The 22524-nt window shown below is 40.8% G+C and carries 20 protein-coding genes; 9 read left to right on the top strand and 11 right to left on the bottom strand.

The genetic code is table 11. The features are described 5' to 3' along the window. Nucleotides 1–4 precede the first annotated feature (4 nt). The 4 genes from I593_RS18430 to I593_RS18415 all read left to right on the top strand — a co-directional run bounded on the left by I593_RS18430 (nt 5) and on the right by I593_RS18415 (nt 6173). Entirely contained in the window at nt 5–1246 is a 1242-nt protein-coding gene (locus I593_RS18430) for a carbohydrate porin (protein ID WP_016165384.1), read from the top strand. A gap of 129 nt (nt 1247–1375) precedes the next feature. Beyond that, complete coding sequence (locus tag I593_RS18425; RefSeq protein WP_016165383.1) at nt 1376–3766, top strand: glucose/quinate/shikimate family membrane-bound PQQ-dependent dehydrogenase; 2391 nt, start codon at nt 1376–1378, stop codon at nt 3764–3766. A 285-nt stretch (nt 3767–4051) separates the two neighbouring features. Next, the gene (locus I593_RS18420) at nt 4052–5695 is read left to right on the top strand and encodes a nitrite/sulfite reductase (protein ID WP_016165382.1); all 1644 of its coding nucleotides are present in this window, start codon (nt 4052–4054) and stop codon (nt 5693–5695) included. Further along, nucleotides 5688–6173: a DUF934 domain-containing protein gene (locus tag I593_RS18415; RefSeq protein ID WP_016165381.1), complete on the top strand. Its 486-nt coding sequence runs from the start codon at nt 5688–5690 to the stop codon at nt 6171–6173. Before I593_RS18420 ends, I593_RS18415 begins: the two co-directional genes overlap by 8 nt. Nucleotides 6174–6240: 67 nt before the next feature. On the opposite strand, the gene I593_RS18410 is transcribed toward I593_RS18415, so the two are convergent. From I593_RS18410 to I593_RS18395, 4 genes are all read right to left on the bottom strand, one after another. After that, on the bottom strand, nt 6241–6858 hold the full coding sequence (locus I593_RS18410; protein ID WP_016165380.1) for a rhomboid family intramembrane serine protease: 618 nt from the start codon (nt 6856–6858) through the stop codon (nt 6241–6243). A gap of 102 nt (nt 6859–6960) precedes the next feature. Further along, nucleotides 6961–7407: a VOC family protein gene (locus I593_RS18405; RefSeq protein ID WP_016165379.1), complete on the bottom strand. Its 447-nt coding sequence runs from the start codon at nt 7405–7407 to the stop codon at nt 6961–6963. A 142-nt stretch (nt 7408–7549) separates the two neighbouring features. Further along, nucleotides 7550–8725 carry a thiolase family protein gene (locus I593_RS18400; RefSeq protein WP_016165378.1) on the bottom strand — a complete coding sequence of 392 codons (1176 nt, stop codon included), beginning with the start codon at nt 8723–8725 and terminating at the stop codon, nt 7550–7552. Nucleotides 8726–8826: 101 nt separating this feature from the next. After that, nucleotides 8827–9345, bottom strand: coding sequence for a GspH/FimT family pseudopilin (locus I593_RS18395; protein WP_016165377.1), 519 nt, complete (start codon nt 9343–9345; stop codon nt 8827–8829). A 377-nt stretch (nt 9346–9722) separates the two neighbouring features. Here I593_RS18395 and omp38 point away from each other — a divergent pair, with 377 nt between their 5' ends. After that, on the top strand, nt 9723–10739 hold the full coding sequence (gene omp38 / locus I593_RS18390) for an outer membrane protein Omp38 (RefSeq protein ID WP_016165376.1): 1017 nt from the start codon (nt 9723–9725) through the stop codon (nt 10737–10739). A 142-nt stretch (nt 10740–10881) separates the two neighbouring features. Here omp38 and I593_RS18385 read toward each other — a convergent pair whose 3' ends face one another. After that, entirely contained in the window at nt 10882–12000 is a 1119-nt protein-coding gene (locus I593_RS18385; protein ID WP_016165375.1) for a PilT/PilU family type 4a pilus ATPase, read from the bottom strand. Between the two features lie 29 nt (nt 12001–12029). Continuing rightward, a complete protein-coding gene (locus I593_RS18380) occupies nt 12030–13067 on the bottom strand; it encodes a type IV pilus twitching motility protein PilT (RefSeq protein ID WP_016165374.1) in 1038 nt (345 codons plus the stop codon). Between the two features lie 123 nt (nt 13068–13190). On the opposite strand from I593_RS18380, the gene I593_RS18375 reads away from it, so the two are divergent. After that, nucleotides 13191–13877: a YggS family pyridoxal phosphate-dependent enzyme gene (locus tag I593_RS18375; RefSeq protein WP_016165373.1), complete on the top strand. Its 687-nt coding sequence runs from the start codon at nt 13191–13193 to the stop codon at nt 13875–13877. 391 nt (nt 13878–14268) lie between these two features. On the opposite strand, the gene I593_RS18370 is transcribed toward I593_RS18375, so the two are convergent. The 3 genes from I593_RS18370 to I593_RS18360 form a co-directional block, all read right to left on the bottom strand. Next, nucleotides 14269–15732 (bottom strand): amino acid permease, encoded by a 1464-nt coding sequence (locus I593_RS18370; protein WP_016165372.1) that lies wholly within the window; start codon nt 15730–15732, stop codon nt 14269–14271. Between the two features lie 9 nt (nt 15733–15741). Continuing rightward, nucleotides 15742–16767 (bottom strand): class I SAM-dependent methyltransferase, encoded by a 1026-nt coding sequence (locus I593_RS18365; RefSeq protein ID WP_016165371.1) that lies wholly within the window; start codon nt 16765–16767, stop codon nt 15742–15744. Nucleotides 16768–16834: 67 nt separating this feature from the next. After that, nucleotides 16835–18205 carry a uracil-xanthine permease family protein gene (locus tag I593_RS18360; RefSeq protein WP_016165370.1) on the bottom strand — a complete coding sequence of 457 codons (1371 nt, stop codon included), beginning with the start codon at nt 18203–18205 and terminating at the stop codon, nt 16835–16837. A 170-nt stretch (nt 18206–18375) separates the two neighbouring features. Between I593_RS18360 and typA the strand changes: the two genes are divergently transcribed. The 3 genes from typA to I593_RS18345 all read left to right on the top strand — a co-directional run bounded on the left by typA (nt 18376) and on the right by I593_RS18345 (nt 21292). Then, complete coding sequence (gene typA / locus I593_RS18355; RefSeq protein WP_016165369.1) at nt 18376–20211, top strand: translational GTPase TypA; 1836 nt, start codon at nt 18376–18378, stop codon at nt 20209–20211. Between the two features lie 182 nt (nt 20212–20393). Further along, nucleotides 20394–20828, top strand: a complete 435-nt coding sequence (gene mscL / locus I593_RS18350; RefSeq protein WP_016165368.1) for a large conductance mechanosensitive channel protein MscL — start codon at nt 20394–20396, stop codon at nt 20826–20828. Nucleotides 20829–20962: 134 nt separating this feature from the next. After that, a complete protein-coding gene (locus I593_RS18345) occupies nt 20963–21292 on the top strand; it encodes a gamma-glutamylcyclotransferase family protein (RefSeq protein ID WP_016165367.1) in 330 nt (109 codons plus the stop codon). A gap of 58 nt (nt 21293–21350) precedes the next feature. Here I593_RS18345 and I593_RS18340 read toward each other — a convergent pair whose 3' ends face one another. Beyond that, nucleotides 21351–21635 (bottom strand): peptidylprolyl isomerase, encoded by a 285-nt coding sequence (locus I593_RS18340; RefSeq protein ID WP_016165366.1) that lies wholly within the window; start codon nt 21633–21635, stop codon nt 21351–21353. Further along, nucleotides 21632–22483 carry a bifunctional DNA-formamidopyrimidine glycosylase/DNA-(apurinic or apyrimidinic site) lyase gene (mutM, locus tag I593_RS18335; RefSeq protein ID WP_016165365.1) on the bottom strand — a complete coding sequence of 284 codons (852 nt, stop codon included), beginning with the start codon at nt 22481–22483 and terminating at the stop codon, nt 21632–21634. Before mutM ends, I593_RS18340 begins: the two co-directional genes overlap by 4 nt. Nucleotides 22484–22524 lie beyond the last annotated feature (41 nt).

Raw genomic sequence — 22524 nt, 5'->3', positions numbered from 1 at the left:
ATGTATGCAAAAACTCCGAATCTCAAGGAAATGGTTCACATTGTGTTTAATGGGCTTGAGCATCAATTCTGGAACTCATGCGCAATCAGCCTTTGCCGTAGACAGCCCTTGGATGTTGGGAGATTGGCAGGGCACTCGAACTGCATTACAAACTCAAGGGTATAGCTTTAACTTGGGTTATACAGGAGAAATGGCCACTTTACTGGATGCCAAAACGCATTCGAGCCACGGGACTGAATATGCCGATCAGTTCGTATTGGGCAGTCATTTTGATTTAGATAAAATACTGGGCTGGCAAGACACCGAAGCACAAATCATTATTACTGAACGGAATGGACATTCTTTATCACAAACGTCGGATGCCTTGGATGGGCATTTAAGTTCAACCCAAGAGGTCTGGGGGCGTGGACAAACGTGGCGCTTGACCAATCTCTGGATTAAAAAGCAATTTATAAATCAAAAACTAGATATAAAAGTCGGGCGCTTTGGCGAAGGGGAAGATTTTAATAGTTTCGATTGTGACTTTCAGAATTTAGCCTTATGTGGTTCTCAAGTTGGCAATTGGGTGGGCGATCAATGGTTTAATTGGCCTGTGAGTCAATGGGCTGCCAGACTGAAATATCAAGTTTCCCCTGAGCTCTTTAGCCAAATTGGAGTATATGAATATAATCCTGAGAATTTAAAGCGTAGTCAGGGTTTTAATTTAAGTACCTCGGGTTCCGATGGTGTCATTGTCCCCATAGAGCTGGTTTGGCAGCCGAAAGTTGGTATGCAAGGCAAAACAGGTGAATATCGACTGGGCTATTATTACAGTAGTGAGGATGCAGTCGAAATTCAAAATCCTAACACGACCTCTCATAAGCAAGGTATGTGGGTTGTCGCAAAACAACAATTGCTGCAACACGCTCAAGATCCGCATCGCGGACTTACAGGGTTTATAAACCTGACTGTGCACGATGACAAAACCAACACTGTCGACAATATGCAAAATATTGGTGTGATCTATACAGGTGTGTTAGATATGCGCCCGAAAGATGAAATTGCCTTGGGATTTGCCCGAATCCATCTCAATGATGATTTAAATACGGGGCAGGATGAAGAATATAACACCGAGCTGTATTACGGTTTACATGCCACCAATTGGTTAACGATTCGTCCGAATCTTCAATATATTCGACATGTGGGTGCGGATAAAAATGGCGAAAATGTTTGGGTCGGCGGGATTAAGTTTCAAACCGCATTTTAACGGTGTCATAGAAACCATCTTTCCTAGATCAATGATTTAAATACGAATAAGAATAGCGAAACAAACGACAAAATAATCCAGTGTGTGGCTGAGTTAACGATAAATAATAAAGTGAATGAGGTGAATGGAATGAGTAACCCATCAAATACGATGCGAACCTTTACCGTTATTGTGATGCTTTTGATTGCTGCCTATCTATTGATTGGGGGTGTATGGCTCATTCTACTCGGTGGTTCAATCTATTATGTGATTGCTGGTCTGCTAATTTTGGCATCAGCTTTTTTACTTAAAAAGAGTCAAGGTTCCTCTTTATGGCTGTACAGTTTCTTGATGCTGGCGACCATAGTGTGGAGTGTATGGGAGGTCGGAACTGATTTTTGGGCTCTCGCACCCCGTCTGGATATTTTGGGGGTATTGGGTTTATGGTTACTCATTCCTGCAATCACTCGCAATATGAGTCAAGTCCAAGGCAGCAAAATTGCACTTTCGGGTACGTTGTTGATTGCTATTGCAGTTATGGTCTATGCCATTTTTAATGATCCCCAAGAAATTAATGGCGTCATTCAACAACCACAACCTGCATCGGCTCAAGCCATTGATGGGGTGGCAGAACAAGATTGGCCTGCTTATGGACGTACTCAGGGCGGGGTACGCTATTCACCTTTGACACAGATTAATGATCAAAATGTTAAAAATCTGAAAGTGGCTTGGACATTCCGCACAGGTGATGTCAAAACAGATAAAGATTCGGGAGAAACCACCAATCAGGTGACACCGATTAAAGTGGGTAATAACTTATATATGTGTACTACCCACCAATGGTTAATTGCCTTAGACCCAGCAACGGGCAAGGAAAAATGGCGTTTTGACCCAAAACTGAAAGCCGACCATACCTTTCAGCATCTCACTTGTCGTGGGGTAATGTATTACGATGCCAATAATACAACCGAGTTTGCGACCAGCTTGCAAAATCGAAAATCGGTTTCTGCTGAATGCCCACGTAAGGTGATTGTTCCAGTCAATGATGGACGCTTGGTGGCTGTGAATGCCGATACAGGCAAAGTCTGCTCAGATTTTGGTGAGCAAGGCGAAGTAAATTTACAAAAATTTATGCCTTATGCCTATCCAGGGGGCTATAACCCAACATCACCAGGGGTTATTTCGGGTACAACGGTGGTTATTGCAGGTTCAGTGACCGATAACTACTCTTCCAAAGAACCTTCTGGCGTCATTCGTGGCTATGATGTGAATACAGGTGAATTACTTTGGGTTTTTGATACAGGGGCACAAAATCCAAATGCCATGCCGAATGAAAGTACCACTTTTGTGCATAACTCGCCGAATGCTTGGGCGCCTTTAGCTTATGACTCTAAATTAGATATCGTATATGTACCAACAGGAGTGGGAACCCCCGATATTTGGGGTGGAGATCGTACTGAGTTAAAAGAGCGTTATGCCAATTCGATGTTGGCCATTAATGCCAGTACAGGCAAGTTGGTTTGGCATTTTCAAACCACGCATCATGATTTATGGGATATGGATGTGCCAGCGCAACCTTCTTTGGCAGATATTCAAGATACCACTGGAAAAACTGTTCCAGCGATTTATGTGTTAACAAAAACAGGCAATGTCTTTGTACTAGACCGACGTACAGGCAAAGCGATCGTGCCTATAAACGAGCGCGCAGTTCCTCAAACAGTGAAACACGGGCCACAAACCCAAGGCGAACACTATTCGGCAACCCAACCATTTTCTGATTTAAATCTGGCACCTCAAGACAAGTTAAAAGATAAAGACATGTGGGGGGCGACCATGTTTGATCAGTTAATTTGTCGGGTTTATTTCCATCGTTTGAATTATGACGGTATTTACACCCCACCTTCTGAAAATGGCACTTTAGTCTTCCCCGGAAATTTAGGGGTATTTGAATGGGGTGGCATGTCGGTGAATGCAGATCGTCAAGTTGCTGTTATGAATCCAATCGGATTGCCTTTTGTCAGCCGTTTAATTCCCGCAGATCCGAATCGTAAAGAAACTGCCAAAGGTGCAGGGACTGAACAAGGGGTACAGCCAATGTATGGTGTGCCTTATGGTGTGGAAATCAGTGCGTTCTTATCTCCACTCGGTTTGCCGTGTAAGCAACCAGCTTGGGGTTATGTGGCGGGTGTAGATTTAAAAACCCATCAAGTGGTTTGGAAAAAGCGGATCGGGACTATCCGTGACAGTTTGCCGAAATTGTTCCAACTGCCACCGTTAAAAATAGGAGTGCCAGGTTTGGGTGGTCCAATTTCAACCGCAGGGAATGTGATGTTTGTCGCAGGCACGCAGGATAATTATCTTCGTGCATTTAACGTCAGCAATGGCGAGCAGTTGTGGGAAGGGCGTTTACCCGCAGGTGGTCAGGCAACTCCTATGACTTATGAAAGCAATGGTAAGCAATATGTAGTGATCATGGCTGGTGGGCATGGTTCCTTTGGCACCAAGATGGGAGATTATTTAGTCGCCTATGCTTTGCAATAATTCACTACATCTTCTATAAAAAAAGCCTGATTCGTCAGGCTTTTTGCTGACTGAATTGGAAGATGACGGTTCTATTTATAGCGTTAGCAATAAATAAGATATAGATAGAAGAACAAAGTCCAAAACAGCTAAAAACGTGCTTAAGCCTTATAGATTCGATCTTTTAGAAAAACAAAAAAGGCTTATCAATAAAACCGCTATTAAATATGTAAAAAACGCGTTTTGTTGATAGTTTAAATATCGTTATGCTGTGAGCCGTTATAATGAAACTACTAGCTGTACGCCATGTATTTATATACTGATTTTGATCAGCAACTGATCAATGAACGTGTTGCACAGTTCCGTGACCAAACGGAACGTTATTTAGCGGGTAAACTCACTGAAGATGAATACCGTCCGCTACGTCTCCAAAATGGTTTATACGTACAACGCTATGCGCCGATGTTACGTATTGCTGTTCCTTATGGTTTGATGAGCTCTACGCAGTTACGCAAGGTTGCGGAATTGGCGAAAGAATATGACCGTGGTTATGCACACGTGTCAACACGTCAAAACATTCAGTTTAACTGGCCTGCACTTGAAAATGTGCCTGACATGCTTGCCGAATTGGCAACTGTGCAGATGCATGCGATTCAAACTTCAGGTAACTGTATTCGTAACACCACAACTGACCAATATGCAGGTGTAGTTGCGGGTGAGGTTGCAGATCCACGCCCAACTTGTGAGTTGATTCGTCAATGGTCAACCTTCCACCCAGAATTTGCATTCTTACCACGTAAGTTCAAAATTGCGGTGTCTGCTTTAGAAGAAGTCGATCGTGCTGCAACTTCATTCCACGATATCGGTGTATATATCGTGAAAAATGAGGCAGGTGAGATTGGTTATAAAATCAAAGTCGGTGGCGGTTTAGGTCGTACACCAATCATTGGTTCAATCATTAAAGAATGGTTGCCACGTGAAGATTTGATTGCTTATCTTGAAGCGGTACTTCGTGTGTATAACTTACATGGTCGCCGTGACAACAAGTATAAAGCTCGTATCAAAATTTTAGTCAAAGCATTAACGCCTGCAGTGTTTGCTGAGAAAGTGGAAGCGGAATTTGCTCACACAATTCAAACATTAAAAGTAGATGCTGAAACTTTAGCAAAATTAGATGAAGAATTTACTCCATTTGCCTACCAACAATTGGCGGATGAAGACTTCACAGCATTATTTGCTGAACATCCTAAGTTTAAACAATGGTTCAACATTAATACCAATGCACATAAAGTGACAGGTTACCGAGTGGTGACCATTTCGCTGAAGCGCGCAGGTATTGCACCAGGCGATGTGACCACTGAAGAAATGAATTTGATTGCAGACCTTGCAGACAAATACACCTTTGGTGAATTACGTACCACGCATGAACAAAACATTTCGTTGGTCGATGTACCGCAAAAAGATTTGTTTGAATTGTGGCAAACCCTTGAACAACACGACTTGGCGCGTGCGCATATCGGCTTTATTACCGATATTATTTGCTGCCCAGGCGGAGACTTCTGTTCATTGGCAAATGCGAAATCAATTCCAATTTCTGAAGCAATTTCACGTCGTTTTGATGACCTAGATACCGTTTACAACTTAGGTCATATCGACTTGAACATTTCAGGTTGTATGAATGCTTGTGGTCATCACCACGTGGGTAATATTGGTATTTTAGGTGTCGATAAAAAAGGCGCTGAATTCTATCAAATTACCTTAGGCGGTAATGCAGACCATGATGCTTCAATTGGTGACATCTTAGGGCCATCATTTGCTGCAGAAGTTGTACCTGACATTATTGAAGAAATTTTGAATACTTATCTTGATTTACGTCAAGAAGGTGAAGAGTTTATTGAAACTTACCGCCGTGTTGGCATTCAACCATTTAAGGAGCGTGCTTATGCTTAATACCGCACTAAAAGTGCTCTCTAAAGATGGCACAATTGCAGACAATAGTTACCAATTGATTGGTGAAGATGCTGTATTACCACAAGGTGATGTAGTGTTGACTGTTGATCAATTGGATCAGCTTGCTAACATCACAGGTAAAAAAGCATTATTCATTACAGTGGATGCTTCTCCTGAAGTGAATGAATTTCCTTTAGACCAATTAGATGCAATCTTTATTGATTTTGCGGGTTTCAACGATGGTCGTGGTTATTCATTTGCTGCACTGTTGCGTCGCCAAGGTTTCCAAGGTGAATTACGTGCGACAGGTGATGTGTTTAAGGATGTCTTAAACTATATGAAGCGTTCTGGTTTCGACACTTTTGTGATTAAAGAAGGTAAAGATATTCAAGAAGCTGCTGCAGGTTTAGCTGACTTCACCCATCCATACCAAGCTTCTACAGCAGTTGCTCAAGCAAGTTATCAAACTGGGGCTTAATTTTTTAAGCAGATAATAAAAAGCTGGACTTTGGTCCAGCTTTTTATATTTGGATTGTTGATTATATTTAAAATAATGGCGTATCAATAAACTTATAAAAGAAAGCTGCGCCGAGGGATGGTGCAAGCAGGAGTGGAAATAGGAAGCCATAGACAGCACCTGCAATATGAGCTCGGTGGTCAATCAATGGAGAATGCCCTGAATGAATTGCATGCATGCTGTAGCACAGATAAATTGTTCCGAAGATAATGGCAGGAATTGGGATAAAATAGATATAAATCATTCCCCAAGGATCAAATAGAATTGCACTGAAAAGTACCGCATTAACTGCACCTGATGCACCCAAACTACGGTAAGAATTTAAACTTCGATTGTGAAGATAGCTTGGGATGGCTGCCACAATAACCGCACTACAATAGAACAAGACAAAACCCAGACCATTTAAATAGTCACGAAAAAACCATTCAATACTTCTCCCAAAGAAATAAAGTGTGAACATATTAAAGAAAAGATGCACACCATCATTATGGATAAAGCCATGGGTTAGGAATCGATCATATTGACCGTGCTTAATTGCTGAAATATTAAAAATCAAACGATTCATGATATTCCGATGCTGCCAAGCTGCAATAGAAGTCAAAATCGTGATGAAAATAATAAGAATAGTATGTGTAAGACCTGTCATTATCTTGTTATAAAGTTTGTTGAAAAATATGCGATGCACTATAACCTAAATGATTACTTATCAATAGGCTATATTGCATTCTAGTAAAATAATTAAAGAAAATTACTCATCTACTAACTGACAATTGACCATCCATTTCACGCCAAACTGATCGGTAAATGCCGCATAGAGTGCACCCCAAAAGGTCTTTTCTAAGGGCATTTCAATTTGCCCATTTTGTGAGAGCGCTTCATACAAGCGTTGTGCTTCAGCTTGTTCGTGCTTCTCCAAATTAATTGAAATATAGTGATTGGTGCCTTTGATAAAAGGACTATTCGCTGCACAAAACTGTTCCGTAGTATCGGAGGCCATCAGAATTGTAAATTCATTAATTGGTAAGGAAACATGCAGAATATAATTTTTTTCTGCATCGCTGAGCTGAGATTTTCCATCAGAGGGCATTTCACCATAACGTTTTAGCATGGCAAACTCACCACCGAACACAGATTTATAAAAATTAAAAGCAGCTTCGGCTTCACCTTGGAAATTGAGATAATGGTTGAATTGCATTATTGTAGGTTCCATTTTTTATTTTGAGTGTCTTAATTTAACAGTCTTGATCAAAAAGAATAAGGAAAAAATGTAAGCATAAAAAATCCCCCGTTAAGGAGGATTTTTTACTTAAGCATAGCGAATAGTAGAATGTTGAAACTTATAAAAGTTCAATCGCGACAGCCGTTGCTTCACCGCCACCGATACATAAAGCTGCAATCCCTTTCTTACCGCCAGTACGTTTTAAGGCATGGATGAGCGTTAAAATAATCCGTGAGCCAGTTGAGCCTACTGGATGTCCAAGTGCACAAGCCCCACCATTAATATTCACTTTTGCAGGATCAAGTTTAAAGTCGTCCATTGGACACATGGTCACCATTGCAAATGCTTCATTGATTTCCCAAAGGTCAACGTCTTGCGCATCCCAACCAGTTTTCTTTAACACTTTCTCGATAGCGCCAACAGGGGCGATTGTGAACTCAGAAGGGTGTTGAGAGTTTGATGCATAAGCAACAATTTTCGCTAATGGTGTTAAGCCCTTGTTTGCTGCATTGTCGGCTGAAGTTAAAACCAGTGCTGACGCACCATCAGAAATTGAGCTGGCATTTGCAGCAGTAATCGTACCGTCTTTTGCAAATGCTGGACGTAATGTAGGAATTTTATCGATATTGGCATTAAATGGTTGCTCATCTTTATCGATCACCACATCACCTTTACGCGTTGAAACTGTGACAGGAACAATTTCATCAGCAAAGTAACCTTCGTTGACCGCAGTTTGTGCACGTTGTAATGAACGAATAGCAAATTCATCCATTTGCTCACGGGTATAGCCACGGCTATTGGCCATATCTTGTGCAAATGAACCCATTAAACGACCAGTTTCAGCATCTTCTAAGCCATCAAGAAACATATGATCTTTAACTTCGCCATGACCCATGCGGTAACCTGCACGTGCTTTGGTTAAGATATAGGGTGCATTGGTCATTGATTCCATACCACCTGCAACCACGATTTCAGCAGAACCTGCTTTAATCATATCGGCAGCTTGCATGACCGCTTTCATGCCTGAACCACATAATTTATTGATCGTAACGGCACCAGTTGAATCTGGTAAACCTGCTTGACGCATCGCTTGGCGTGCAGGACCTTGTTTCAAACCAGCAGGTAAAACACAGCCCATAATGACTTCTTCTACATCGGTCGGTTGTAAGCCAGCACGAGCAATTGCTTCCTTGATGGTTGTTGCACCAAGCTCTGGCGCTGTTAGAGCAGATAAACTTCCTTGAAAACCGCCCATTGCAGTACGTGCGCCATTTACAATCACGATATCAGTCATTGATATATCTCCGAACGAGTATAATTGGTTATTGTTCAATCCTATGCAGTATATTGAAAACAGCAAATTAGATGTTGTTTTTGCAGTTGACTCATCGGTTTTCAACAATTGCTGAGGTCAATGCTACGTGAATTGCCCATTTTATTCAGGATAATTTTCATATGTTTTACCGTTGATGAGCAGTAATAGAAACTACCATTTGAGCCAATCGGGAGACCGTGTTCAGCCATAAAATTCAGACTAGGAAAGTGCAAGGTGCCACGCCAGTTTAATGTGCCGTAGGATAAGTCAGTACGTTCTTGTGAAACTAAAATCTCATTTAAATCTAATTGTCTATTTTGATTCGAATCGAGGAATAAGATGAAGCCTTGTTCCCACATCTCTTCTTTACAGCTCTGCATATTTTCTGATGAGCACATAACAACATTGGTGTGATGTATAGCAGCATGCTGTTTTGCGAGTTGTATATTAGCTATTAGTTGCCTAAAAATTGTTCTGCGTTCTTGATTTGCTTTCATTTCGTGGTAATAAGGTAGGGCAAGCGTAACAAGTATTGACAAAACTAATATTGTAATTGCAAGTTCTGTTAATGTATAAGCCATATGTTTATTGATGTGCATATAAAATAACCTAAGTATCTGTATTTTTTAAGTTAATAATGAATATTAATGTCTTGTTTTTTATTCATTTTATAATGAAAAATGTATTTCTCAGCGAATAAGAAAATGCTATAGTGAAGCGCAAGTGGCAACAAAGCTATTCTTAAAAAGAAAGAGATCATAAATTTACTGAACTACAACTGAAATTGTAAGTAATTTTGTCAATAATTTACTTGATTAAAATTATCAAACACTTGGACAAACGAATTAAGTGTTTGTATTATTCAAGGTGAGTAGCTTAAAAATAAAACTGGGGTATTTAAAAAAGCCTATCTCAGGATAGCTAAAATTTTAGGCTTAGCTTGAACAACAATTGTTTATCTCTGGAGGATAAATCCATGAAAATGAGTCGTATTGCTTTAGCGATGCTCGTAGCTGCACCTTTGGCTGCTGCTAATGCAGGTGTAACTATTACTCCATTAATGCTTGGTTATACTTGGCAGGATTCTGAGCACAATAATGACAAACTAACTAGCCATGCAGAATTACAAGACGATATGTTCGTTGGTGCTGCATTGGGTGTTGAATTAACTCCATGGTTAGGCTTTGAAGCTGAATATAACCAAGTTAAGGGTGACCTTGACGGTACTGGTGTACAGGGTGCTGAATACAAACAACGCACTGTAGCTGGTAACTTCTATGCTACTTCTGATTTGTTCACTAAAAACTATGACAGCAAAATCAAGCCATATGTACTTTTAGGTGCTGGTCAGACTAAAACTGATTTTGATGGCATTTACGAAGATAAAGAAGACACAATTGGTAATGCTGGTCTAGGTGCTTTCTGGCGCTTAAACGATGCATTGTCTCTTCGTACTGAAGCTCGTGGTACTTATGACTTTGATGAAAAGTTCTGGAACTACACAGCTTTAGCTGGTCTTAACGTTGTTCTTGGTGGTCACTTGAAACCTGCTGCACCAGTAGTAGAAGTTGAGCCAGTTACTCCAGTTGAGCCAGTTCCTGAGCAATTGACTGAAGACCTTAACATGGAACTTCGTGTGTTCTTTGATACGAACAAATCAAACATCAAAGATCAATACAAGCCAGAAATTGCTAAAGTTGCTGAGAAGTTAGTTGAATATCCAAATGCTACTGCTCGCATCGAAGGCCATACAGATAACACTGGTCCACGTGCATTGAACGAACGTTTATCTTTAGCTCGTGCTAACTCTGTTAAATCTGCTCTTGTAAATGAATATAATGTAGATGCATCTCGTTTGTCTACTCAAGGTTTCGCTTGGGATCAACCGATTGCTGACAACAAAACTAAAGAAGGTCGTGCTATGAACCGTCGTGTATTCGCGACAATCACTGGTAGCCGTACTGTTACTGTACAACCTGGTCAAGCTCAATAATTAATTATTGATTTTGATTTGAAAAAGCAGCCGCAAGGCTGCTTTTTCTTTGCTGTTAAAATATAAAAAATGATGAGATATTTAGCTTATATAAAAAACGAGCCTATTGGCCCGTTTCCTTAAATCTAGTTTTTACGTCTATTTACTGACCATCAAAAGTAATATGTGAGCTTGCATTCATTAAGCGGTCAGCACCTTCCTCAGAGAGTTTGATTTGTAGGCGTAAATCATTTGGTGAGTCTGCGTGTTTCAGCGCATCTTTATAAGTGATCTGCTTGGCTTTATACAAATCGTAAAGTGCTTGGTCAAAGGTTTGCATACCGAGTTCACGCGAACGCTTCATTAAATCTTTAATTTCGTGAATATCGCCTTTCCGGATTAAGTCAGAAATTAATGGTGAATTAATCAAAATCTCAATTGCAGCACGGCGTGAATTACCATCAATCGTTGGAATAAGTTGCTGAGCGACCATGGCTTTCAAATTTAAGGACAAGTCCATAAATAATTGTCCATGACGGTCTGCTTCAAAGAAGTGAATGATACGATCAATCGCTTGGTTGGCATTATTAGCATGTAGCGTTGCAAAAACCAAATGGCCAGTTTCTGCAAAAGCAATTGCATAATCCATGGTCTCGCGTGAACGAATCTCTCCAATTAGAATAACATCGGGTGCTTGACGTAAGGTATTTTTCAACGCAATTTCAAAGGAGTCGGTATCGATACCTACTTCACGTTGAGTGATAATACAGCCTGCATGTTCGTGAATAAATTCGATCGGATCTTCAATGGTAATGATATGACCTTTCGAATTTTGATTACGATATCCAATAATTGAGGCCAAAGAGGTAGATTTACCAGTACCTGTCGCACCAACAAAGATGATGATGCCGCGTTTGGTCATGGCTAAGTCTTTTAACACAGGAGGGAGTTTAAGCTCATCCATGGTTGGAATTTTAGTTTCAATGCGACGTAGAACCATGCCAGGTTGGTCACGTTGTTGAAATGCACTGACACGGAAACGTGCTGTTTTTTCACGATTCATAATCGCAAAGTTACATTCACGTGTATCTGCAAATTCTTTACGTTGTTTATCACTCATAATTGAATTTAAGAGTTGACCAACAATTTCACCTGTTAACTTAGTTTTCGCAACAGGAACAATTTGACCATTAATTTTCATAGATGGTTCAACTTCAGCCGTGACAAAAAGGTCAGATGCTTTTTGTTGAATCATAAGATTGAGTAAGTCGTTAAAGTCCATAACCTTATCCTAATTCCGTTTTGATATTCTTATAAGAATGATTCTGGTTGTTTAGCAACAGTACGTGCTGTTTGTGGACTAATGATGCCTTTAGATACGAGCGTTTTAAGGCTTTGGTCTAAGGTAGACATACCATAGTTAGCACCAGTTTGAATGGCAGAGTACATTTGTGCAACTTTGTTCTCACGAATTAAGTTACGAATTGCTGGGATACCAATCATGATTTCATGCGCAGCGACACGACCACCGCCATTTTTCTTTAAGAGTGTTTGTGAAATAACGGCCTGTAAAGATTCAGACAGCATGGCACGAACCATATCTTTTTCTTCAGCAGGGAATACGTCAATCACACGGTCAATGGTTTTTGCCGCAGAGGTCGTATGTAGTGTACCGAAAACCAAGTGACCCGTTTCCGCCGCAGTTAAGGCAAGGCGAATAGTTTCAAGGTCACGCATCTCACCAACCAAAATAATGTCAGGGTCTTCACGCAGTGCAGAACGTAATGCTTCATTAAAACCATGCGTGTCACGATGTACTTCACGTTGGTTAATTAGACATTTTTTCGATTGGTGTACAAATTCGATTGGATCTTCGACGGTTAAAATATGGTCATAACGTCGATCGTTAATATAATCTAGCATCGCGGCTAAGGTGGTGGATTTACCAGAACCAGTTGGTCCTGTAACTAATACGATGCCACGTGGGTAGTCACAAATTTCTTTAAAAATATTGCCTAGACCAAGGTCATCCATGGTGAGAACTTTGGATGGAATGGTACGGAATACGGCACCAGCACCGCGGTTTTGATTAAATGCGTTTACACGGAAACGGGCAACGCCAGGTACTTCAAAAGAGAAGTCAGTTTCCAATTGTTCTTCATAATCACGACGTTGCTTATCATTCATAATGTCGTACACTAACTTGTGCACTTCTTTATGTTCTAAAGCTGGTAAGTTAATACGACGTACTTCGCCATCAACGCGAATCATTGGTGGCATACCCGCAGATAAGTGTAAGTCAGACGCCCCGTTTTTTGCAGAAAAAGCCAATAATTCTGTAATGTCCATGAATTCCCCGAGATCATATAAGTCTTAATTATTTTGATAGAATAATAAGGCTTTCCTGCCACTTAACCAACAGTTAGAGTTGCTTGAACGTAAAAAAAGATGAATGAAATGAGAATATCGTCAATGAATAGTTTGAAAGAGTCGCGAAATCAGGTTTTAGAGCAAATTGAGGCTGCGTGTCAACGTGCAGGACGTGAGTCTAAAACTGTGCAATTGCTTGCGGTATCAAAAACTCATCCAAGTGAAGCATTGCGTGAGATGTATGCTACAGGGCAGCATAAATTTGGTGAAAACTACTTACAAGAAGCACTTGAAAAGATTGAAGCTTTGGCGGATCTAGAAATTGAGTGGCATTTTATTGGACATGTGCAACGGAATAAGACCAAACTTTTGGCTGAAAAATTTTCTTGGGTACATGGGGTTGATCGCTTAATTATTGCAGAGCGCCTATCGACCCAACGTTTAGATTCACAGCGCCCCTTGAATATTTGCTTACAAGTCAATATTGATGGACAGGACAGTAAAGATGGTTGTCAGCCAGAAGAAGCCGCTGAGTTAGTTCAACGAATTAGCCAGCTTCCACATTTAAGACTACGTGGCATTATGGTGATTCCTGCACCAAATAATGTAGCTGCGTTATTGGATGCTCAAAAGTTGTTTAAGGTAGTTAAAGCATTACATGCACATCCTGAAGATTGGGATACTTTAAGCATGGGGATGTCAGGGGATTTAGAGGAAGCGATTGCAGCAGGTTCTACGATGGTACGGATTGGAACAGCATTGTTTGGTGCGAGAGATTACTCAAAATAAAGTAAAAAACATCTGCTTTGTAGGTTTGGCTGACAGTATTTGATCCTTTTGTCTTCTAGGTGACTGCTTGGATTATTTATATCATGGACTCATCAGGAACAGGATGTTTCATTAGAATAATAATAACAGTGTAGAACGGATGCAAAGGGTATGACAGGAGTTGTACCACAGCAAGATCAAAAAAAGCCCCGACAGGATGTCGGGGCTTTTTTAGTCTGTACGATTCCATTTCATATAATGGGATGGTCAGATTGAAACGTTAAGAAATTCATCAATTTTCTTTGTTGATATGCGGGTTGGAGCGTTCTTTGTATTTTAGTTTGAGTTAATTGAATGTCGAATATTCAAAGAATAAAAAAACAGCCCGAAGGCTGTTTTTTTAATATAAAAATTATTCTCGGTCTGGATTCATTGGGTTCACATCCATTTCTTTGTAGGAGATCAACTTGGTTTTGTATTTCCATTTATAACCAAGCCAAATTACCAAGAATAAGAAAATCCCGATATAGGTGGATAAAACAGATAACCACTCACCCGCCAGTACCGCTTGGTAATTCTGACCGAGGACAACAATTGAACATAGGATAAAGGCAAACCATGGTGCAAAAGGGAAGAATTTTGCACGATAAGCTAAATCTTCAATTTTATGTCCTTGTGCGATATACCCTTTACGGAAACGATAGTGTGAAACAGCAATGCCCAGCCAAACGATAAAACCGCACATCCCTGACATGTTGAGTAACCAGTTGAATACTTGTTCTTCACCAATAAAAGTGGTTAAGAAGCACAGTGCAGCAATTACTGTTGTTGCATAAAGTGCATTCATTGGTACGCCACGCGGATCAAGTTTACCAAACAGCTTGGGTGCGCTGCCGTTCTGTGCCATGTTAAACAGCATACGGGTTGATGTATACATGCCTGAGTTCCCTGCTGAAAGAATTGCAGTCAAAATCACGGCATTCATTGCACTCGCAGCAAAGGCAAAACCTGCTTTTTCGTAGAGTAAGGTGAAAGGGGATAACGCAATATTTTGAGACGAAGCCGCCTGTAAAAGCAAAGGATCATCGTATGAAATTAGGGTGCCGATGATGAAAATACACACGATATAAAATAACAAGATACGCCAGAAAATTTGTTTAATGGCAATAGGAATAGTCTTTTGAGGGTCTTTGGATTCTCCTGCAGCAACTCCGACCATTTCCGTTCCCTGAAAAGAGAATCCCGCAATCATGGCGACCCCAATGAGTGCAGATAGGCCACCAACAAAAGGTGCTTCACCCTTGGTCCAGTTTGCAAATGTTGATGCACCTGAAGTCATCATGATTTTTGCAATTGTGAAGATACCAATAATGATGAATACAATAATCGCAAGGACTTTAACCAATGAGAAGAAAAACTCACTTTCACCGAAGCCTTTTACCGTAAGCGCATTAATCCCAAACACAACGGCTAGGAACAGCGCACTCCAGTAAAATCCAGGAATATCTGGAAACCAGAATTTCATGATGAATTGGACGGCAACCAATTCAAATGCAACCGTAATTGCCCAGTTGTACCAATAGTTCCAACCAAGGGCGAAACCAAAACCGCCTTCAACATATTTAGTGCCATAGGTAAAAAAAGCACCTGAAGTTGGGTTATGAGTTGCAAGTTCGCCTAGGCTGGTCATAAGAAAGTAAATCATCACACCAATTAAGCAATAGGCGAGCAATGCACCGCCAGGACCTGCATTTGCAATGGTCGCACCTGAGGCAAGGAATAAACCTGTACCAATAGAACCACCAATGGCGATCATATTCAGATGACGAGCTCCAAGCTTACGCTTGAGTTGAGCTGGTTGAGTCGTTTCGCTCATCGTTGTTCCTTAAGATTTCTTTTGCGTGCTTGCAAACAGCACTTTAAAGCCTTGTTGATCGGCTTTGGTTGTACATTGACCAAAACTTTGCTCAATAAGTAATGGATAATTTAAAAAGCGATTGGCAACAATCCACAATTCACCATCTGATTTCAGATGACGGCGAGATGTTTTGCATAAATTTTCGCTGGCATTGTAATCTGTATGAATGCCTTGATGGAATGGGGGATTACTGACGATTGCGTGTAAAAACAGAGGGGCATCTTCAATGCCTCGTACTGCTTTAATCTCAAGTTGTTCTGGTAAAAGATTATTTTTTTCAAAAGTCATTTTTGTGGATGCAAGTGCAAAGGCATCGACGTCTAAAGCAAAAATGCGATTTTTCGGATTTAACTTGGCTAAATAAGCACTGATAACGCCCGCACCACAACCAAAATCTGCAATTTTACCCGACGTTACTTCTGATAGATATGGGAGTAAAACGGCTGTACCGACATCTAAACGGTTCTGGCTGAATACGCCTGGTAACGCGCTAATCTGTAACTCACCTTTCGGTGTTTGCACAGTGTAGTGTTGTGCCCAGTCAGCTAAAGGTTTTGCGGTTACAGTCTTTTCAGTGACCAGTTGCCACATTTGGCAATGTCGGGCGCTGTCTAATTTTAGGCTTTTACCAAAAGGTTGTAGCTGTTTCGCGGCACGTTCCACTCCGCCTTTTTTTTCACCCACTAAAAAGATAGAAGAGCCTACCGCCATACGACTGACCAGTTGGTGTAGCACATAGTTAAGTAGTTCTTTTGATTTTGGAACAAAAACAATCGCTTGTTCAAAGCTGACCTCTGGCAAATCTGTGCCAAAATGTACAGGGCTTTGTTGAGCCTCAAAATATTGTAATTCGTTAAAATTCCACGTCCAAAAATGCGGTTTAACAGTTCCTGTGAGTTCTGAATTTAATTCATCACAAGGCGCATTGACCAACAGAATTGAACCAGAAAGAAACGCTTGCTGGCGAAGAACAACTTCACTTCGTGGATCCATCTTATTTACTCCATAGTAAAAACGATGCCCAGACAATGCTGGGCAAGGTGCATACAGAAATGAAAACTTATTTCTTCGTTTCAGGAAGCACAATATTTAAAATCAGTGCGGCAATACCACCTGTCGCAACACCCGAACTAAAAATGTTACGGAATAATTCTGGCAGATGTTCCAGAATTTGAGGCACTTGTGCAACACCTAAACCCAATGCGAGAGAAATCGCAATAATCAGCAGGGCACGGCGGTCAAGATGCACGCCTGACAGAATGTTAATTCCTGATGCGGCAACAGCACCAAACATGACCATGACAGCACCACCTAATACCGCTTGCGGAACAGCTTGAATCACACCTGCAACCGCAGGAAGTAAACCCAAAATGACCAACAGCGCTGCAATCCAGATACCCACGTAACGACTAGCCACCCCAGTGAGTTGAATCACACCATTATTTTGTGCAAACACCGAGCTAGGGAATGTGTTGAAAATCCCAGCGAGGAATGAGTTTGCACCATTCACCAATACGCCACCTTTGATACGTTCCATCCATGTTGCACCATCGACAGGTTGGTTGGAAAGTTTAGAGGTCGCGGTAATGTCACCAATCGCTTCTAAAGAGGTGACCAGATAAATAAACGCCATTGGAATAAATAGACTCCAAGAGAAGTCAATTCCAAAATGCATTGGCGTTGGCACTTGAATTAAAGGAGCATCTTTCAAACCTGAAAAATCAAGATGTCCCATAAAGCCTGCAAGGACATATCCCACAACCAATGCAATCAAGATCGCTGAACTTTTCACCCATGTAATACGAATACGGTTCAATAAGATAATTAAACCCAATACTGTACACGACATAATTAAATTGTCAGCGTTGGCAAAAGTATTGTTCGACATGGCTTGATAGCCGCCCCCCATGCTAATTAAGCCTTCCTTAATTAAGGTCAAACCAATTAACAGCACCACAATGCCTGTGACCAACGGGGTAATTAACATTTTTACCCAAGGTAAAATGCGTGACACACCCATCTCAATGAATGAACCTGCAATCACCACGCCAAAAATGGCCGCCATAACAGACTCTACAGGGGTGCCCGCTGCCACCATGGCAGAGCCAATCCCGATGATTGGACCAATAAAGTTAAAACTTGTACCCTGAACAATCAGTAAACCTGCCCCAAAAGGACCGACTTTTTTACATTGTAAGAAGGTCGCAATCCCAGAAATCACCAAAGACATGGATAAAATCATGTTGGTATCTTGTTGGGATACACCTAAAGCTAAGCAAATGAGTAAGCCTGGTGTAACAATCGGAACAATAATGGCAAGTAAGTGCTGAAAGGCAGCAAGGAAGGCAATCAGAGGTTTAGGACGGTCATTTAAACCGTACACCAAATCAAGCTGATCTGGTTGATTGGGAGAGAGATTTTGATCAGACATATGTCAAAAGGCGTTAGCAAGATGGCGCTATTCTAATCGAGATACACAGCTTTACAAAACAAAATGCCGATCAGTCGTTAAAAAAAATGAGCTTGTCAATAAACTGTCACTACTAAAATCTATTATTTTTCTGTATAATTTGCCCTCAAGTTTTAGGCTTATCGAATTCTATGTCAGATATCAAAAATCTCCGCAATATTGCAATTATTGCCCACGTCGACCACGGTAAAACCACACTTGTCGATAAATTACTTCAACAATCAGGTGCCCTCGGTGATCGCGCAGGTGAGATTGAGCGTGTCATGGACTCGAATGCACTAGAAAGTGAACGTGGTATTACCATTTTGGCAAAAAACACTGCCATCACTTGGTTAGACAAGCGTACTGATACAACTTACCGCATCAACATCGTCGACACCCCAGGACACGCAGACTTCGGTGGTGAAGTTGAACGTGTAATGTCGATGGTTGACTGTGTATTGTTATTGGTTGACTCTCAAGAAGGTCCAATGCCACAAACTCGCTTTGTAACTCAAAAAGCGTTTGCTCGTGGTTTGAAACCAATCGTAATTATCAACAAAGTTGACAAACCAAGCGCACGTTGTGACTGGGTAATCGACCAAGTATTTGACTTGTTCGACAACTTGGGTGCAACAGACGAACAGTTAGACTTCCCGATCGTTTATGCTTCAGGCTTACGTGGTGTTGCTGGTCCTTCTCCAGAAGAATTGGCTGAAGACATGACTCCGTTGTTTGAAACTGTAGTTGACATTGTTGAACCACCAGCAGTAGATGTTGATGGTCCATTCCAAATGCAGATTTCATCACTTGACTATAACAGCTTCGTAGGTGTTATCGGTGTTGGTCGTATTCAACGTGGTTCTGTAAAATTGAATACACCTGTGACTGTAATTGACAAAGAAGGCAATACACGTAACGGTCGTATCTTAAAAATTATGGGTTACCATGGTTTAGAGCGTGTAGATGTTGAATCAGCATCTGCGGGCGACATCGTATGTATTACAGGTATTGATGCATTGAACATTTCTGACACAATTTGTGATCCGAAAAATGTAGAAGCATTACCTGCATTGTCTGTAGATGAACCTACAGTATCGATGACCTTCCAAGTAAACAACTCACCGTTTGCTGGTAAAGAAGGTAAATTCGTAACTTCACGTAATATCCGTGAACGTTTAGACCGCGAATTAATTCATAACGTAGCACTTCGTGTTGAAGACACTGACAGTCCAGACCGTTTCAAAGTATCTGGCCGTGGTGAACTTCACCTTTCAGTTTTAATTGAAAACATGCGTCGTGAAGGCTTCGAAATGGGCGTATCTCGTCCACAAGTAATCATCAAAGAAATTGATGGTGAAAGACAAGAGCCTTACGAAAACGTAACGTTTGACGTTGAAGAGCAGCATCAAGGTGCTGTAATGGAACAAATGGGTCACCGTAAAGGCGAAATGACCAATATGGAAGTTGACGGTAAAGGCCGTATCCGTATTGAAGCAACTGTACCTTCACGTGGTCTAATCGGTTTCCGTTCTGAATTCTTGACCATGACTTCTGGTACAGGGATCATGACTTCAAGCTTCTCGCATTATGGCCCTGTTAAACAAGGTACTGTTGCGAAACGTCAAAACGGTGTATTGATCTCTATGGTTCAAGGTACTTGCTTGGGCTATGCATTGTTCAGTTTACAAGACCGTGGTCGTCTATTCGCTAAACCACAGTTAGAAGTTTACGAAGGTATGATCGTAGGTATTAACTCTCGTTCAGACGACATGGTAGTTAACCCAACTAAGGCGAAACAGTTAACTAACGTACGTGCTTCTGGTACTGATGATGCGTTGACTTTAACCCCTGCAATTGAATATACGCTTGAACAAGCGCTTGAATTCATTGAAGATGATGAATTAGTTGAAGTAACACCTAAGTCAATTCGTATCCGTAAGCGTTACTTGACTGAAAACGAACGTAAGCGTAACCGTGATAAATAATTGATTTTCATGTAATGCTTCTTAAAAACCGCTAATTCCGATTAGCGGTTTTTTTGTATAAGTTATTCTACAAAGCGTTGTAGATAATTTACAAAACCAAGTAAATTAGATAGAAATATATAGATTTCAATAATGTATACTGCATCACATAAATTAAAGTCAAAAAAGAACTGGAGATTCCAATGAGTATTATTCAAGAATTCCGCGAATTTGCGGTGAAAGGTAACATGATTGATTTGGCTGTCGGTGTAATCATCGGTGGGGCATTTGGCAAGATTGTTGATTCATTAGTAAAAGACATCATTATGCCCTTGATTACTGTAATCACAGGTGGCGGTGTAGATTTCACGCAAAAATTCTTTGTGTTGGGTGATAATCCGAATAACCTACAGTCCTTAGATGAATTAACCAAAGCAGGCGTGAATGTTTTAACTTATGGTAACTTCCTCACTATTTTAATTAACTTCATCATTTTGGCGTGGGTAGTATTTTTAATGGTGAAAATGATTAACCGTATGCGTCGTAAACAAGAAGAAGTTGCACCAGAACCAGCGGCAACTCCAGAAGATATCCAATTGTTACGTGAAATACGTGATGAGTTAAAAAATAAATCTTAATAGATTTAGACTTCCTAAACGGCACTTTAAAGTGCCGTTTTTTATGCCATGAGTTGCGTATGATAGGGCTAGTTTTTGTACATTTTTCCGATTAAGATGCGCGCTGATTTTTTAAATTGAAAGATGAAGATCCGATGAATCGCTTGTTTGTCTATGGGACTTTACGTCCAAATCAGGAAAATGCGCATATTTTAGAAGGCATTGGTGGAACATGGCAGAAAGGCTATGTAAATGGCGTAGTACACATTTTGGATTGGGGACCTGATAAAGGTTTACCTGCCATTGTACTGGACCAAGCGGCTCCCAAAGTGGAAGGTTATTTTTTTAGTACCGAAAAATTGACTGAGCATTGGTCTTCTTTAGATGAATTTGAAGGGATGCAGTATCAACGGGTCAAGGTTCAAGTTGAATTAGAGTCGGGCGAACGAACGGATGCTTGGATATATGAAATGAAAGCGGCTTAAACCGCTATCAAAAGGGCAGTGCCTAAAATCATATAAGGCGCTGCTTTACAGGATCATTTTAGAATGCCATGCGGAATTTGATTTCAACCAAATGAAAGCCAAATTGGCTTTTCACTGGACCATGCAAGACATGTTCGGCTGCAGTAAATACCAGTTTATCAATCACAGGTACCAATTGACCTTTTTTCACTTCACCGAGCTCGCCGCCACGCTTACCTGAATTACAGGTCGAGTATTGTTTGGCAATTTTGGCAAAATCGGCACCATCTAAAATCTTCTTTTTTAACTGCTCAGCTAACTCTTTATCTTTGACCAGAATATGTCGAACAATGGCTGTTTTCATTTGATCTTACCTCGCTTGATTGCTGTTGTTTTAGATACCTGTTTCAAGGGTTGGCATTGAGGGCAAAAGACACTAGCACGTTGTCCCAATTTTAAATTTTCCAATGTTGTTTCACAGTTCACACACATTTCACCCGCACGCCCATAAGCGAGTAAGGTTTGTTGAAAGTATCCATTTTCCCCCATCGCGTTACTATAATCTCTTAGCGTTGATCCACCCAGTAGAATGGCTTGTTGTAAAATTCTTTTGGTTTCCTCTACCAATTTTTCAATCTGACTCATCGATAAACTTGAGGCCATTTGTGCAGGATGTATACCTAAATTGAATAAGCTTTCAGTTGCATAGATATTGCCTACACCAACCACCACATGATTATCCATCAGTGCAATTTTTATGCCGACCTGTTTATTTTTCAGTTTTTGGCTTAAATATGCTGCATTAAATGCTTCGCTGAGAGGTTCAGGCCCTAAAGGTGCGAGCAGTTTTGCTTCAGTTTCTGCATCCCACCAAAGAATACAACCAAAGCGGCGCGGGTCATGATAGCGTAATTGAATGTCATCAAATTGAAGAATTAAATGATCGTGTTTGCGTTTTTCTTCATGAGCTTCGCATAGGCGAAAACTGCCAGACATACCTAAATGCCAAAGCATACGATCTTGTTCAAATTCTGCCAAAATATATTTAGAGCGACGCGTGAGTTTGAGTAGTTTCTGTCCTTGTAAGCGGTGCAAATCATCAGGTATTGGCCAGCGTAAACGTGGCTCAAAGACTGTGACAGATTGAACACTTTGTCCAATCAACGGGAGCAAGCTGGTTTTGGTGGTTTCTACTTCAGGTAATTCAGGCATAGGCTTCAAAATGACAGTTCTTAGACAACAAGGCTAATATC

It is taken from the genome of Acinetobacter tandoii DSM 14970 = CIP 107469, assembly GCF_000400735.1.
Taxonomy (GTDB): Bacteria; Pseudomonadota; Gammaproteobacteria; order Pseudomonadales; family Moraxellaceae; genus Acinetobacter; species Acinetobacter tandoii.
The sequence above is the reverse complement of the archived record's forward strand: the minus strand, read 5'-3'. Positions and strand labels throughout refer to the sequence as shown.